Annotated in this window: 15 protein-coding genes; 5 read left to right on the top strand and 10 right to left on the bottom strand. The window is 71.3% G+C overall.

What is annotated here, in order from left to right:
* Positions 1-132 precede the first annotated feature (132 nt).
* Positions 133-1,056, bottom strand: a complete 924-nt coding sequence (ctlX, locus tag ET989_RS05300; RefSeq protein WP_206662237.1) for a citrulline utilization hydrolase CtlX — start codon at positions 1,054-1,056, stop codon at positions 133-135.
* Positions 1,057-1,213: 157 nt separating this feature from the next.
* Here ctlX and ET989_RS05295 point away from each other — a divergent pair, with 157 nt between their 5' ends.
* Positions 1,214-1,669, top strand: a complete 456-nt coding sequence (locus ET989_RS05295) for a cupin domain-containing protein (RefSeq protein WP_131167522.1) — start codon at positions 1,214-1,216, stop codon at positions 1,667-1,669.
* A gap of 47 nt (positions 1,670-1,716) precedes the next feature.
* On the opposite strand, the gene ET989_RS05290 is transcribed toward ET989_RS05295, so the two are convergent.
* From ET989_RS05290 to ET989_RS05275, 4 genes are read right to left on the bottom strand one after another with little or no spacing between them, the layout of a single operon-like run.
* A complete protein-coding gene (locus ET989_RS05290; RefSeq protein ID WP_131167521.1) occupies positions 1,717-4,266 on the bottom strand; it encodes an ABC transporter permease in 2,550 nt (849 codons plus the stop codon).
* Between the two features lie 6 nt (positions 4,267-4,272).
* Complete coding sequence (locus ET989_RS05285; protein WP_131167520.1) at positions 4,273-5,025, bottom strand: ABC transporter ATP-binding protein; 753 nt, start codon at positions 5,023-5,025, stop codon at positions 4,273-4,275.
* The gene (locus ET989_RS05280; protein WP_131167519.1) at positions 5,012-6,052 is read right to left on the bottom strand and encodes an efflux RND transporter periplasmic adaptor subunit; all 1,041 of its coding nucleotides are present in this window, start codon (positions 6,050-6,052) and stop codon (positions 5,012-5,014) included. Before ET989_RS05280 ends, ET989_RS05285 begins: the two co-directional genes overlap by 14 nt.
* Position 6,053: 1 nt before the next feature.
* Positions 6,054-6,800: a TetR/AcrR family transcriptional regulator gene (locus ET989_RS05275; protein ID WP_165490045.1), complete on the bottom strand. Its 747-nt coding sequence runs from the start codon at positions 6,798-6,800 to the stop codon at positions 6,054-6,056.
* Between the two features lie 479 nt (positions 6,801-7,279).
* Here ET989_RS05275 and ET989_RS05270 point away from each other — a divergent pair, with 479 nt between their 5' ends.
* Genes ET989_RS05270 through ET989_RS05260 form a run of 3 tightly spaced genes read left to right on the top strand, consistent with a single transcriptional unit; the run spans position 7,280 to position 9,606 of the window.
* Positions 7,280-7,735 carry a PTS sugar transporter subunit IIB gene (locus ET989_RS05270; RefSeq protein WP_165490044.1) on the top strand — a complete coding sequence of 152 codons (456 nt, stop codon included), beginning with the start codon at positions 7,280-7,282 and terminating at the stop codon, positions 7,733-7,735.
* Positions 7,732-8,586, top strand: coding sequence for a Cof-type HAD-IIB family hydrolase (locus ET989_RS05265; RefSeq protein ID WP_131167516.1), 855 nt, complete (start codon positions 7,732-7,734; stop codon positions 8,584-8,586). Before ET989_RS05270 ends, ET989_RS05265 begins: the two co-directional genes overlap by 4 nt.
* A 12-nt stretch (positions 8,587-8,598) precedes the next feature.
* On the top strand, positions 8,599-9,606 hold the full coding sequence (locus ET989_RS05260; RefSeq protein ID WP_131167515.1) for an aldo/keto reductase: 1,008 nt from the start codon (positions 8,599-8,601) through the stop codon (positions 9,604-9,606).
* Between the two features lie 11 nt (positions 9,607-9,617).
* On the opposite strand, the gene ET989_RS05255 is transcribed toward ET989_RS05260, so the two are convergent.
* From ET989_RS05255 to ET989_RS05240, 4 genes are all read right to left on the bottom strand, one after another.
* Positions 9,618-10,127, bottom strand: a complete 510-nt coding sequence (locus ET989_RS05255) for a GNAT family N-acetyltransferase (RefSeq protein WP_131167514.1) — start codon at positions 10,125-10,127, stop codon at positions 9,618-9,620.
* A gap of 94 nt (positions 10,128-10,221) precedes the next feature.
* A complete protein-coding gene (locus ET989_RS05250; protein ID WP_206662236.1) occupies positions 10,222-11,400 on the bottom strand; it encodes an aminotransferase-like domain-containing protein in 1,179 nt (392 codons plus the stop codon).
* 46 nt (positions 11,401-11,446) lie between these two features.
* Positions 11,447-12,247 (bottom strand): sugar phosphate isomerase/epimerase family protein, encoded by an 801-nt coding sequence (locus ET989_RS05245; protein WP_131167512.1) that lies wholly within the window; start codon positions 12,245-12,247, stop codon positions 11,447-11,449.
* Positions 12,248-12,324: 77 nt separating this feature from the next.
* Positions 12,325-12,540 (bottom strand): hypothetical protein, encoded by a 216-nt coding sequence (locus tag ET989_RS05240; protein WP_131167511.1) that lies wholly within the window; start codon positions 12,538-12,540, stop codon positions 12,325-12,327.
* A 94-nt stretch (positions 12,541-12,634) separates the two neighbouring features.
* Here ET989_RS05240 and ET989_RS05235 point away from each other — a divergent pair, with 94 nt between their 5' ends.
* Complete coding sequence (locus ET989_RS05235) at positions 12,635-13,069, top strand: MarR family winged helix-turn-helix transcriptional regulator (RefSeq protein WP_165490043.1); 435 nt, start codon at positions 12,635-12,637, stop codon at positions 13,067-13,069.
* Here the strand turns inward: ET989_RS05235 and ET989_RS05230 are convergent.
* A complete protein-coding gene (locus ET989_RS05230) occupies positions 13,052-14,125 on the bottom strand; it encodes a proline-rich domain-containing protein (protein WP_131167509.1) in 1,074 nt (357 codons plus the stop codon). The genes ET989_RS05235 and ET989_RS05230 overlap by 18 nt on opposite strands.
* Between the last annotated feature and the right edge of the window lie 103 nt (positions 14,126-14,228).

Genomic DNA, 14,228 nt, shown 5'->3' with positions numbered 1-14,228 from the left:
CATGTGTGGTCCACATGGCGCTACGACACGCGTCAGCTCGGCACGGGGCTGCCGCAAGGGCAGCGATGCCGAGGGTCGCGGCACGCAGGGACGTCTTGGTCGGGGGCGCGAGAAGAACCTTCGGTTACCACGTCAGCGCCGCGAGAGGTGGATCCCCGCCAGCATGCAGCGCACCGAACCGCCCGCGAGCTCGATCGTGGGAACGTCGATCGGCACGATCGTGGCTGATGCCTCGATGCGGGCGCGCTGCTCGGGCGTGTAGGACGCCGCCGCGCGTGCCGAGCAGGCGAACAGCCTCCCCGAGGTGCCGGTCAGCTCCATCCCGTTGCCGGCGAACTCGGTCACCTGCTGCCACGAGATGGCGATGACATCGCGTCCCGAGTGGGTCAGGCGGGCGACGATCTCGTCGCGGCGGGCGGTGTCCGTCATGATCTCCGTGCAGAGCAGGGCGAACTCGGTGCCGATGCTCATGATCACGTTCGTGTGATAGATCGCGTGGCCCTCGGGGTCGCGGTTGGCGAAGACCATGGGCTCGTAGCCGACGTGGGTGCAGAACCGTTCGAGGATGATCGGGTCCGCGCGCTGCGACGCCCCCACGTAGGCCACCCGCTCGAGGTGGTCGAGGATCATCGCGCCCGTCCCCTCGAGGAACAGCCCGTCTGGCTCCAGCCCCGAGTAGTCAACGACCTCCTGCACGCGGTACTCGCGCTTGAGCAGCTCGATGATGTCCGCGCGCCGCTCGCCGCGCCGGCTCGGGGCGGCCATGGGGTACATGACGATGCGGCCGCCGTGGTGCGTGGAGAACCAGTTGTTCGGGAACACCGAGTCGGGCGTATCGCGTCCGAGGTCGTCGAAGACGTGCACGCGGACGCCGTGCTCCATGAGCGTGCGGGCGACCGCGTCCACCTCGCGCAGCGCGCGCGCCTCGAACGCGTCGGCGCTGATCTCCGGGCGGGGAAGCTGGAAGGCGTTGTCCGCCGCCGTCTCCGGGTTGGGCGTGAAGTGGTGGGGGCGGACCATCACGACGGCCGACGGTGCCTGGATCTGGTGACGCACGCCCCCATCGTGGGCATTTCCATGCGGCGTGTCCATGATGGATCGGGGCGACACGCCGCGCTGATGCAATGGAGCGCCCCATGGAAATGCACACCCATGGGCGCGGAGGGGGCCGGTTGCTAGGGTCGGGGGCGAACCTCGTCGAAGGAGAACAACAGTGAAGATCACCGACGTCGGCCCCAAGCCCAACTCGTTCGACCTCGAGAAGGCCACGGGGGAGAACGAGGTCTACCGCCAGGTGGCGTGGACCGGCAAGTACCTGCAGCTGACCCTGATGTCCATCGAGCCGGGGCAGTCGATCGGTCTCGAGGTGCACCCCGAGACCGACCAGTTCCTGCGCCTGGACGCGGGCGAGGGGCACGTCCGCATGGGCCCCAACGCCGAGGAGGTCACCTTCACGGAGGAGGTTTCCGACGGCTGGTGCATCTTCGTCCCCGCCGGCACGTGGCACGACGTGATCAACACCGGCAAGAAGCCCATGCGGCTGTACGCGATCTACGCCCCGTCGCACCACGCGGCCGGCAAGATCCACAAGACCTTCGCCGAGTCCGAGGCCGACGAGGAGTCGGGCAACGACGAGCCGCCGGCCTGGACGGTACAGCCCGGCAGCTGACGCCGGGGCGGCCTTACAGGCTCGCTGGCGCTCGCACCTCAGGGGCCTCACTCGTGGTGGAGGGCGTCCACCACGTCGAGACGAGCGGCCGAACGGGCGGGCGCCACCGACGCCAGCACGCCGAAGACCAGTCCGACGGCGATGGTGACGACCACGCCGTCGAACGGGAAGGACCACGGCATCTCCCAGCCGACGTTCGACATCGCCACCACCAGCGCGTAGCCGAGCCACAGCCCCGAAACCACGCCGAAGGCGATGCCGATCAGGGTGAGCAGGATCGACTCGGCCATGACCATGCGGCGGATCTGGCGCCGGGTGGCGCCCACCGCCCGCAGCATGCCGATCTCGCGGGTGCGCGCCAGCACCGAGATGGCCAGCGTGTTCATCAGCGCGAGCAGCGACGGCAGGGCCAGCACGGCGATGAGGCCGTAGAAGATGCCGAGTGTCCCGTTGAAGGTGGCCTGTTGCTCGGCGCGCCACTCCTGCGTGGAGTGCAGGGTGAACGCCGGGTAGTCGTCCACGACCTTGGCCACTGCGCGGTCGGCGGCGGAGGCGTCCGCGCCGGGGGCCAGGTTGAGCAGGAACATCAGGTCGGTGGTGGTCGCGAAGTCGCGCGCCAGCACGTCCTGGGAGACGTAGATCGTCGACAGCTTGGCGTTCAGGTAGTCGCTCCCGACCGCGGCCACCACGTAGGTGCGGCGCTCGTTCGGGGTCTCCAGCGTCACGGCCTGGCCGGTCCGCAGGCCCGCCTGCGACGCGAAGATGCCGTTGGCGATCAGCCACCGGCCTTGAGCGAGCTGGCCGAACGCCGCATCCGACGATGACCCGTTCCACTCCAGCGAGGCGACCCTCGGGTACTCGACCGGGTCGATGCCGATCACCTGCACGTCGTGGCCGTCGAGGCGGCCGTTCGCCACACGCAGCGACGCGACGGACGCCACCCCGGGCACGGCCCGCAGTTCGGCGCCCAGCCGCGGTCCGGCCGCGACGTTGCCCTCCTGCAGCACGATCGAGCCGGGGATGACCAGGTAGTCCGAGCCCATGGAGCGGTCGATGTAGCCCATGAACCCGCTGAAGATGGACGCCACCACCGTCAGCATCGCCACGATCGAGGCCAGGCCCAGCATCACTGCCGTCACCGTCGCCGCGGAGCGGGCCGGGTTGCGCTGCAGGTTCGAGCGGGCCAGCGCGCCCTCGCGGGCGAACAGCAGTTCGACGACCGACCCGAACGCGGACGCCAGCGGGTTCACGACCGCGGGGGTGACCAGCGCGATCGCGACCAGGAACACCACCGACCCGACCGCCATCCAGGTCGGCACGCGCGAGGCGAGCAGGAACACCGACACCATGACCAGCGCGGCCCCCCCCAGCGCACGGCGTCCGGCCACCGCCTGGTGCACTTCGGCGACCGGCGGGCGCATGGCCTCCAGCGGCGCGATGCGGGACGCCGTGCGCGCGGGCAGCACCGCCGCGAGCACCGTGACGAGCAGCCCGAGGCCGATGGCGAGCGCCCACGTCCAGGGTTCGAAGACGGGCGGGCCAATCTGCATGCGCATGTACTGGGACACGATCGGGCGCATCGCGGCGAACGCGCCGGCCGCGAGCAGCCAGCCCAGCACCAGCCCGAGCGCGGTGCCGAGCACGCCCTGGAGGAGCGACTCGGCCAGGAACATCCGGCGGATCACCCTCCGAGGCGTCCCGATGGCGCGCAGCATGCCGATGTCGCGGCGCCGCTCGGCGATCACCGTCCGGAAGGAGTTGGCGATGATGAACCCCGCCGTGGCCAGCGCGAACACCCCGAACAGGGTGAACGCGTACTGGGCGACCTCCATGCTCGCGACCAACGACCCGTTCGAGCTCAGCCCGCCCACGGTGTAGCGGTCACCCAGCTGGCGGCGGAGGGCGTCCTCGACCGTCGCGCGGTCGGCTCCCGGGGCCAGCGACGCCTCGACCACCGTCAGCCGGTCGCCCAGCGAGAACAGGCGCTGCGCGGACGCCAGCGGCACGTACAGCTGCTCCTGGCCCGGCACGGTCGGGGTCGACAACAGCCCGACGATCGTCAACCGCGTCGTGCCGGACGCGCTCGGCAGTGTCAGTTCGTCGCCGACCCGCACCGCGAGGCGTTCGGCCAGGTCGGACGACAGCACGGCGACGTCGCCGTCACCGGACGCCAGCGCGCGGCCCTGTTCCACGGGCAGGTCGCGGACCCGGGCGGCCGGGCCCGGGTCGATGCCGACGACGTTGATCATGGCGGGGGCGTCCGACAATCCGGCGCGGGAGGTGAGCGGGGCGGGCCGTTGCACCTCGCCGGAGGCCGCGGCAATGCCGGGCGTGCGGAGCACGGTGTCGAGCACGTCGACCTCGATGGGTTGGCGGAACGCGCTGCCGACCGTGACGTCGATGCGCCCGGCCGCCGACATCATCGACTTGGTGAACGCCTCCATCAGGGCCGGGGAGATGCCGTTGAGCCCGAACACGAGCATGACGCCGAGAGCCACCGCGAGCGTGGTGAGCGCCGAGCGCAGGCCGCGGCCGCGCAGGTAGCGCCAGGCCAGGTCGATCGACGTGGCCCACGGGGTGCGCGTGCGGCGGGTCATGGCGGATCAGAGCATCCCGGCGCGGTCCATGGCGTCGCGGGCGGCCTCGCGGCGCCCGTCGAGGGCCAGGTCGTCGACGATGCGGCCGTCGCGCATCAGCACGAGCCGGTCGGCGTAGGACGCGATCCGCGGGTCGTGGGTCACCATCAGCACCGCGCGTCCCCACTCGGACGCCACGGTCGCGAGCAGCTCGGCGATCTCGGTGCCCGAGGCCGAGTCGAGGTTGCCCGTCGGCTCGTCGGCCAGCACCAGCGCCGGGTCGGTCGCCAGGGCGCGAGCCACCGCGACCCGCTGCTGCTGGCCACCGGAGAGCTGGTCGGGCCGGTGGGTGAGCCGGTCACCGAGGCCCACCTGGCGCAGCCACGTCTGCGCGCGCGCCGCGGCGTCCGGCGCCCCGTCGAGGGTGAGGGGGAGCGCGGCGTTCTCCGTGGCGTCCAGCACGGGGATGAGGTTGAAGAACTGGAACACGAAGCCCAGCCGACGCCGGCGCAGGGTCGTGAGGTCGTCGTCGGGAAGGCTTGCGATGTCGATGCCGTCGATGGCGACGCGCCCCGCAGTGGGGGTGTCGAGGCCGCCGATGAGGTTGAGCAGCGTCGACTTGCCGCAGCCCGAGGGTCCCATCACCGCGACGAACTGGCCCGGGCGCACCCTCAGGCTGACACCCGCCAGCGCGTGCACGGGGTTGGGCTCGATGCCGTAGGTCTTGACGAGTTCGACGGTCTCGACGATGGGGCGCTCGATGGTGTCAGGGGGTGGCATGGACCCTCGCCCCCTCGGTGAGGTCGGAGAGGTTGGTCGTGGCGACCCGGACGCCGGCGTCCAACCCTGCGGTGACCTGGGTGAGCGTGTCGGTGGACGGCCCCACGCTGACGTCGGCGCGGCGAACCGTGTCGCCGTCGACGACCCAGACGTAGCGCTTCGAGCCGTCCGCCACGACGGCCTGGACGGGCACCACGAGGGCATCCGGGATCGCGGCGGTGGCGATGTCGGCGTCGCCGGTCATGCCGTTCATCAGGGCCTTGCCGGCGTGGTCCACGCGGATGACGGTGCGGAACGCGACGCCGCCGGTCGAGGTGGTCACCGCGACCGGGCGCACCGACTCGACGGTGCCCGTGAACGCGGTGCCGGCGAAGGCGTCCAGGTGGACGCTGGCCGGCATGTCCACCGCGACGCCCGCGATGTCGGACTCGTCGACCTGAGCTTCGAAGCGCAGCGAGGCCGGGTCGACGATGGAGAACAGGGTCATGCCCTCGGTGACAGCGACGCCCGCCGCGGTGGTGAAGAGCGCCGGCAGGCCGGGCGCCAGCGAGAGCGACGTGAACTGCACCGTGCCCGCCACGGGGGCCGTCAGCTCGGCGCGCTCCCGGTCGGCGCGGGCCTGGTCGAGGGCGAGCTGGGCGGCGTGGGTGGCCGCGTCGCGGGAGCGGTTCAACCGGTCGGATCCCGTCGGCATCGCGCGGGCGGCCGCGTACTGTGCCTCGGCCTGCGCGACGGCCCGGTCGAGCGGTGCTGCGTCCATCGCGCCGAGCACCTGCCCGGCCTCGACAAACTGCCCGTCGGTGACGGCGACGGACCCCAGCGTCCCGGCGACGGGGGCGGTGACGGACGCCTGGGCGTCCGGGGTGATGGTCCCCTTGGCGTTCACCGTGACGACAAGCGGCTGGGTGGACGCCGTGGCCGTGGCGACCGTCGTGCGCGCGGCCTGCTTGGAGTACCACCAGCCGCCGCCGAGGGCGAGGGCGAGCGCGGCGACGACCGCAATGGCGATGACGCGACGCCTGGTCATGTCAGTCCTCCTGGGTGGGGTGGGGTGAGTCGGCCGGGTCGCGGCCGAGGGCGGCGAGGAAGGGGCCGCGCATGGCGCGGTAGGTCTCGGTGAAGTCGCCGGGGATCGCGAACGTGTCGGGCGCGGCGCCCAGCACCCGCTCGGTGGCGGTCATCAGCGCGGGCAGGCCGGTCGTGAGGAGCTGGAGGTACTCGTCCTCGGTGTCGGCGGCGAACGCGCGGTCGGTCAGGCGGGCCGACCCGTCGACCATCATCGCCAGCACGACGTCGACCGTCGCTCCCGGATCGTCGACGGCCAGGCTGCCGTCGTCGTGCCCCATCTCGACCAGCGGCAGGAACAGGTGGCGCATGCGGGCGGTCCATGAGTCGAAGAGCCTGTGGCGCAGTTCGAGGTTCTCCGGCTTGTAGAGCAGCGGGATGGACGCCAGCGCCGAGTCGACGCGGGCCAGCTTCCACTGGGCCGACAGCTGCATGAGCTGGCGGAAGCGCTCCGCTCCGGTGCCCTCCAGGTGGGGCGCCCGTGCCTCGAGTCCTTCGAAGAGCTCGTCCACCCAGCGGTCGACGAGCGCCAGCAGCAGGGCGGTCCTGGAGGGGAAGTGGTAGTAGAACGTGCCCTTCGCCACCCCGACCGCCTGCGTCACCTGGTCGATGGACAGGCGCTCGTAGCCGACGTCGATGCAGAGCCGGAGCGCGGCGTCCATCATCTCGTCACGCCGGACGTCGGGACGCTTGGAAACCCTGCGTGCCATGGTCCACCTCATCCGACTGACCGTCAGTCAGTTCGAAGTGTACGCCGGATGGCGCCGTCGTCAACCCGGTTGGGCGAGCCTGTCGAGACCACCCGCAACGTCGGGTCGCCGGACGCCAACGGTTCGTGGGGTGGTGGTCTTTCGCGTCGATGCACCTCGAAAGTGCATCCGCACCCGCTGGAGCAGGTGCAGATTCACTTTCGGGGTGCGTCTGTGCGGTGCCAGCCCTTCGAGGCTCGCTTCGCGCGCACCTCAGGGCCCTCAGCCCGCGCGGAGGGACCCCGACGCAAGGGGTGGCAACACCCCACGCGGGGGGTTGCGCCCGTCGGCGTTCTCGGCTTACCGTGAGGACGTGAGCCCCTCGACGGGCTCCCAGGATTGTTACTCAGCTGTTGAGGCAAGGCCTGAGACGCACACCCGTGCGCCTCGGGCCTTTTTTGCGTTTCCCCACAAAGAGAGAGGACCCAACGATGGGCTCCGTGGATTACAAGGCACTCGCACCACAGATCTTGGAGAAGGTCGGCGGCGAGGTGAACATCGTCTCGATGGCGCACTGCGCCACCCGCCTGCGCCTGAAGCTCAAGGACGAGTCGCTCGCCGACAAGGCCGGCATGTTCTCGCAGGTCTTCGAGGTGATCGAGGGAGCGTTCAGCCAACCGCTGGACCGCGACTTGGTCAACGTGGCCCGCTTCATCACCCACCTGCGCTACTTCTTCGTCCGCGTGCACAGCGAGGAGCAGGTCCAGGACCACCCCACCTCCTTCCTGGACGCCATCGCCACCGCCTACCCGGACGCCCACCGCTGCGCCCGGCGGGTGGCCGACATCCTCGAGCTGCGCCTGGGCCAGCCCATCACCGAGGACGAGATCTCGTACCTCACCCTCCACGTCGCCCGCCTCACGCAGGCGGCCAGCATCGGAAAGCCCGAGAAGTGATCCTCCTGCTCGACATCGACGGCACACTCGTCGACCACACCACCCACCTGCCCCCCTCGGCCGAGGCCGCCGTCCGCGCCGCCGTCGCCGCCGGGCACCGCCTGTACGCCTGCACCGGCCGTGCCAGGGCCGAGGTCTACCCCGAACTCTGGGACCTCGGGCTGCACGGCATAATCGGCGGCAACGGCTCCTACGTCGAGTCCGACGGCGCGGTGCTGCTGCACCAGGTGCTCGACCCGGACGCCGTGGGCGCCGCCGTGGACTGGCTGCTCGGCAAGGGGCTCCCGTTCTACATCGAGTGCAACGCGGGGCTGTACGGCACCGACGACCTGCTCCCCGCCGTCGCGGCGCTCTACGACGGCCCCCGCGAGGAGACCCTCGCGATGGTCACCGCCGCGATGCCCGACCTGATCCTCGGCGCCATCGAGGGCGCCGGCCCGGATGCCCCGTGGCGCTCCGACACCAACAAGATCAGCTTCGTGCTGCGCGACGACGTCGACCTCGACGCGCTGGCCGCCGAGCTGGGCGCGGGCGTCCAGGTCGACACGTGGTCGCTGACCGGGTCGGGGCCGGAGTTCGGCGAGGTCGGCCAGGTCGGCGTCCACAAGGGGCACGCGGTCCGGCTGCTGGCCGAACACCTGGGGGCCACGGCGTCCGACCTCGTCGGCTTCGGCGACGCCCGCAGCGACATCGAGCTGCTGCGCGCCTGCGGCACCGGCGTCGCCATGGGGCAGGCGCCTGACGAGCTCAAGGCGGTGGCGACGTTCGTCACCCGTCCCGTCGACGAGGATGGCCTCGCCCACGCCTTCCACCACCTGGGCCTGACCGGCCCCCTGGCCCCATCCCAATGAGAGGAACCTCCCATGCGCCAGCGCACCCTCGGTGACGGCCTCACCGTCTCCGCCCTGGGCCTCGGCTGTATGAGCTTCACCGGCGCCTACGCCGACAGCCCGCCCGACCGCGCCGACAGCATCGCCGTGATCCGGCGGGCGGTCGAGCTCGGCGTCACCTTCTTCGACACCGCCGAGGTCTACGGCCCCTTCGCCAACGAGGACATCGTCGGCGAGGCGCTCGAGCCCGTCCGCGACCAGGTGAAGATCGCCACCAAGTTCGCCTTCGAGTTCGACGCCGACGGCAACAACCTCGGCACCAACAGCCGTCCCGGGCACATCAGGCAGGCCGTGGAGGGCTCGCTGCGCCGCTTGCGCACCGACCACATCGACCTCTACTACCAGCACCGCGTCGACCTCACGGTGCCGATCGAGGACGTCGCGGGCGCCGTGTCCGAGCTCATCGACGAGGGCAAGGTGCTGCACTTGGGCCTGTCCGAGGCGGCGGCCGGCACGATCCGCCGCGCGCACGCCGTGCACCCGGTCGCGGCGGTGCAGAGCGAGTACTCGCTGTGGTGGCGGGACCGCGAGGCCGACGTCATCCCCGTGCTGGAGGAGCTCGGCATCGGGCTCGTGCCGTACAGCCCGCTCGGCAAGGGCTTCCTGACCGGCGCGATCTCGGCCGACACCCAGTTCGGGGAGACGGACCTCCGCGCGGCCACGCCTCGCTTCCAGGGCGAGGCGCTCGAGGCCAACCTGGCGCTCGTCGACGTGCTCAAGGGCGTGGCGGACGCCATGGGCGCCACCCCCGCCCAGGTCGCGCTGGGCTGGCTGCTGGCCCGCAAGCCGTGGATCGTGCCGATCCCGGGCACCAAGCGCGTCGCGCGCCTGGAGGAGAACACTGCCGCCGCCGACATCGTGCTGTCGCCCGGGCAGGTCGACGAGATCACCCGCGCCGCGGACGCGATCGAGATCGTCGGTGAGCGCTACCCGGAGGACCAGAACGTCCGCGTGAACCTGGAGGCGCCACTCCCCGAGTAGGACCGGGGCCCTCACAGGGGCAGGACGAGCCCCTCGTGGCTCTGGCGGAAGCCCATCGTGGTGTAGAAGCCGTGGATGTGCGCGCGGTTCTTGTCGGTGATGATGATGAGGACGCGCGCGCCGCGCTCGCGCGCGTGCTCGGCCAGCCAGCCGACCACACGGCGGGCGATGATGATGCTGTCGGCGCCGGCCCGGATGCGGGCCCCGGTGACGACGCCCCGGATGCCGCCGCCGCGCGCCATGGTCGGCAGCAGCGAGAGCTGCATGGTGCCGATGGCGCGGTCACCGTCATCGAGGACGACGAACAGGTCCTGGTTAGGGTCGGCGTCGATGCGGGCGAACGCCTCCTCGAGGTCGGCGCCCTGGGGGCCCTCGCCGAGCATGTCGTCGCTGACCAGGTTGGTCGTGGCGACGTGCTGAGGGGAGGTGGGATCGTCGGCCAGCAGCCGCTCGATCGCAGAGATGTGCTCGCGCGTGGCCCGTGCGACGCACACGTCACCGAGGTCGACAAGGAAGTCCATGGCCCGATTGCACACCCGGGGAGGGCGTGCGTCCAATCCCCGGTGGCAACTGATACCCCCTCGGGTATGGCCTGCCCCGTGCCTCCGGCCTGACTCAGCGCCCCAGAGCGGCCGCGAGGCGGCCCAAGCCCTCGGCGATGGTGTCGGGGGAGTTCGTCGCGTAGCTGAGCCGCATCGTGGAGCGGTCGGGGTCGCTGGCGTAGAAGCTCCAGCCGGGCACGAAGGCGACGCCCTCCTCGACGGCCACCGGCAGCAGGCGGGCGGTGTCGGTGTCATCGCCGAGCGTCACCCAGCAGAACATGCCGCCGTCGGGGCGCGTGACCGTCGCCGTTGCGGGCAGTATCGCCAGCAGCCCGGCGTGCAGGGCGTCGCGGCGCTCGCGGTAGGGGCCGACGACGCGGGCAATGTGGGCGTCCAGGTCGTGGTGGGTCAGGTAGTGCGCGATCGCGAGCTGGTTCAGCGCCGGCGATTGCAGGGTGACGGCCGACTTCGCGATGCCGAGGATCTGCTTGAGCGGGCCCTGCACGCGCATCCAGCCGATGCGCAGGCCCGGCGCCATCACCTTCGACATCGAGTTGAGCAGGATCGTCTGCTCGGCCATGCCGGGCAGCGAGGCGATCGGCGGCACGGGCTCGCCCGAGAAGCGCAGCTGTCCGTACGGGTCGTCCTCGACGAGGGCCACCTGCGCACGCAGGAGGATCTCGGCGATCGCCTCGCGGCGACGGCGGCCCATGGTCTTGCCGGACGGGTTGGCGAAGGTCGGGATCAGGTAGACGAACCGCGGGGCGTGCTCGGCGATCGCCTCGTCGAGGGCCTCGGGCAGCATGCCCTCCGCGTCCGCGGCGACGCCAACCAGCTTGGCGCCGTTGAGCGAGAACGCCTGGACGGCGGCGAGGTAGGTCGGCTCCTCGACCAGCACGACGTCGCCGGGGGAGAGCAGCGCCTGGGCCGACAGGTAGATGCCCTCCTGGGAGCCGGACGTGACGAGGATGTCCTCGGGGGCCGTGGGCAGGTGGCGCGAGACGAGGGCGGCGGCCGCGGCCCGCAGCTCCGGCTCGCCCGGGGTGGCGCCGTACTGAAGCGCGCGCCGGGCGTGGCGGCCCAGCACGAACTCGAAGCTGTCCCGGATCGGGTCGACGTCGAACAGCGCCCCGTCCGGGATGCCGCCGGCGAAGCTGATGATGTCGCCGCGGCTGAGCACCGAGAAGAGGTCGCCGACCGGATCGGCCGGCTCGTCGCCGAACCGTGAGCTCACCGGGAACCTGAACGTCATGGGTTGCATCCTCCCACCGGGGGTCGGGCGCGCCCGGTCGGTCCCACTACGTCGCGGTGGCGAGCGTGCGGCGGAGGGCGTTCAGTGCCCGCACCCAGCGGCGCGGGGTGATGGGGCCGCCGCGTCCGCCAAGTCCCAGGTGGGGTTCGAGCGAGACGAACCCCGACCAGTCGGCCTTCTTCAGTTCGGCGACCAGCGCCGGCCACTGGCCGTCGCCCTCGCCGACCGGGACGACGCGGCGTGTGTCGGCGCGGGCGTCCTTGGCGTGGGCGTAGGCGACGTGATCGCCCAACAGCGGCCACGCCTCCTCGGCGGGGCGGACGCCGCACTGCACGAAGTTCGCCGGGTCGAAGATCAGGCGGATGCCGCACTCGGTAGCCAGCTCCAGGCATCGGGTGGGGGTGTCGCCATAGACGCCCTTCTCGTTCTCGTGCACGAGCCGCACGCCCTCGGCCTCGGCCGTGGTGGCGAGGGTGGTGAGCTGTCGGAGGACGCGGGGGCGGTCAGCGTTCGGGGTGGCGGTGTGCCAGGAGAAGGTGCGCACCCACGGCGTCCCGAAGCGGTGGGCGAGCGAGGCGGCGCGCTTGACGGCCTCGACCTGGGGGCCGAGCGGGGCGTCCACGGGAGCTTTGCCGATGCCGGTGGCGATGCACGAGACCTTCAGACCGTGTTGGGCCAGCGCGCGCTCGGCGTCATCGACCGTGCGGGGTGACGCCTTGAGGATCGGTGTGGGCCGGACGCCGACGCGCCGCAACTCCACGTGGGTCAACCCGGCTTCGGACGCCATCCGCGCCTGGCTGGGGAATGTCGTCAGCGCCTCGTCGGTGAATCCGGTGAGGGTCAACACCACGCCAGCCTAGCCACCGCCGACGGCCCCGGGTCGTGCGCCCACAGCCCCAGCGTGGTCTGCCGACAGCCCCCGGCTCAGAGGCTCTCGAGCTCGGCGCGCACCTCGGCCACCTCGGCGTCGCTGACGTACCCGGCGGCCATCCGGAGCGCCTTCTGGGCGACCATGCCCTTCAGCATGGACACCATCGGCTGGCTGGTGAGGCCGGGGTAGCGGCGTTCGAGGACGGCGACGGCGGCCGGGTCGTCGAGCAGTTGGCCCACCTTGGTGGTGGTCAGGTCGTAGCGGCCCATGGTGTGGTGCGCTCCTAGGTCGGGGTGTGGTGCGTGCGACGCCCAACTTTACATCGTTGGCGATGGATCGGCAACGATGGATATACTTGGCTCCATGAGAGCCGCCACCCTGCACCAACTCGGGCGCCGCCTCTCCGGCCTGGCCGGGGACCTGACCCACGCGGACGCCGAGAAGGGCACCACTCCGGGCGAGCTGGCCATCCTGGACGACCTTCTGCTGAACGGCCGCAGCGCCGTGCGGGAGATCACCCAGCGGACGGGGTTCGCCCAGTCCCACGTCTCGTCGACCTTGGCGAAGCTCACCGAGCGGGGCGCGATCAAGTGGGAAAAGAACCCGAAGGACGCCCGATCCCGCTGGGCCGACCTGGCCCCGAGGGAACGGGCGCGCCTCGAGCAGGCCGCGGCCACGCGCGTCGAGGATGCGCTTGCCGAGCAACTCGGCCCCAAGGAGGCCGAGAAGCTCGTCAAGCTGCTGGCACGTGCCGCGAAGATCCTCGACGTGAAGAAGCCGTCAGCCCTGCGGGGTTGAGCCCGGGCCCTGCTGCGGGTAGCCCTGCTGCGGGTAGCCCTGCTGCGGGTAGCCCTGCTGCGGGTAGCCCTGCTGGCCGTACGGCGGGTTCTGGCCGTTGGCGCCCGCACCCCACACCGAGCGGACCTCGCCGCGCTCACGGGTGCGGCTCAGGTACATCAGACCGGTGAAGATGTACTGGTAGGGCACGTACAGCAGCAGCACGGCGTACAGGACGAGCAGCGCGAAGCCCATGCCGGTCAGCGCGGCCGCGGAGTTCTGCCCCTGCGACTGGGCCAGGGCGAAGGCCGCCCCCATCATCACGAAGTAGGGCACCAGGAACAGCGCCATGCCGATGAGGCCGAGCACGAGCTGGTAGCCGAACGTCTTCCAGAACGCACCCTTGGTGAGCTGGAACGACCGCTTGATCGAGGGGATCGCGTCGAGCCCCTCCTCGGCCATGGCCGGGATCGTGTAGACGACCTTGATCATGAGCCAGATCGCGCCCACGTACACCGCGGTCAGGAACACGAACCCGAGCAGGATGCTCGCGCCGTTGGCGCTGCCGCTGTCGGAGTCGGCGGCCATGCCGATCGGCACCATCACCGCGATGAGCGCCACGACCAGGACGATGCTCGCGGCGAAGGCGATCAGCATCAGGATGAAGACGCGGCCGAGCATGCCGCGCGTGCGCTCGGCGAGGTTGGCGCTGGTCGGGTTGGCCCGCCCGGTGGCCAGGTCGATGCCCCCGATCACCGTGCGACCCTGGTAGACGTACACCAGCAGCGAGATCGCCAGCATGGCGATGTAGAAGAGGATGCCCAGGCCGATGACGGCCGGGGTGGCCTGCTGCCCGCCGCGCGGGTCGGCCAGCACCATCGCCGCGATGACGAGGCCGAAGACCAGGGTGGCGCCGAACATGATCAGGAACGGCATCAGCAGGAGCTTCAGGAAGAGCCCGAACCGGGCCTTGTAGACGCGCCACGCGCCGCCGACGATGTCGCCGAGGGTGAGCGGGCCGTGGGGGAGCAGGGCGTGGCCGCCAGCGGCCGGGACTGAGGGGGTGGTCCAAGTCATGGCACGACCCTAACGCTCCCGACCGACGGTTCGGGTGGGGAGCACTCCCCTCGGGACGCGGGTGCCGGGCGCCCGGGCACGGCCCAGACGCCCAACCCGACCG

Source organism: Propioniciclava sinopodophylli, from assembly GCF_004324755.1.
In the GTDB taxonomy this organism is placed as follows: domain Bacteria; phylum Actinomycetota; class Actinomycetes; order Propionibacteriales; family Propionibacteriaceae; genus Propioniciclava; species Propioniciclava sinopodophylli.
This window is presented reverse-complemented; position numbering and strand designations above follow the sequence as displayed.

Bases quoted from the DNA above. Each gene is read 5' to 3' on its own strand.
- ET989_RS05275 (WP_165490045.1), bottom strand. From the start codon at position 6,800: ATGGCACGCAGGGTTTCCAAGCGTCCCGACGTCCGGCGTGACGAGATG.
- ET989_RS05260 (WP_131167515.1), top strand. From the start codon at position 8,599: ATGCGCCAGCGCACCCTCGGTGACGGCCTCACCGTCTCCGCCCTGGGC.
- ET989_RS05290 (WP_131167521.1), bottom strand. From the start codon at position 4,266: ATGACCCGCCGCACGCGCACCCCGTGGGCCACGTCGATCGACCTGGCC.
- ET989_RS05240 (WP_131167511.1), bottom strand. From the start codon at position 12,540: ATGGGCCGCTACGACCTGACCACCACCAAGGTGGGCCAACTGCTCGAC.
- ET989_RS05250 (WP_206662236.1), bottom strand. From the start codon at position 11,400: ATGACGTTCAGGTTCCCGGTGAGCTCACGGTTCGGCGACGAGCCGGCC.
- ET989_RS05230 (WP_131167509.1), bottom strand. From the start codon at position 14,125: ATGACTTGGACCACCCCCTCAGTCCCGGCCGCTGGCGGCCACGCCCTG.
- ET989_RS05285 (WP_131167520.1), bottom strand. From the start codon at position 5,025: ATGCCACCCCCTGACACCATCGAGCGCCCCATCGTCGAGACCGTCGAA.
- ET989_RS05280 (WP_131167519.1), bottom strand. From the start codon at position 6,052: ATGACCAGGCGTCGCGTCATCGCCATTGCGGTCGTCGCCGCGCTCGCC.
- ET989_RS05235 (WP_165490043.1), top strand. From the start codon at position 12,635: ATGAGAGCCGCCACCCTGCACCAACTCGGGCGCCGCCTCTCCGGCCTG.
- ET989_RS05255 (WP_131167514.1), bottom strand. From the start codon at position 10,127: ATGGACTTCCTTGTCGACCTCGGTGACGTGTGCGTCGCACGGGCCACG.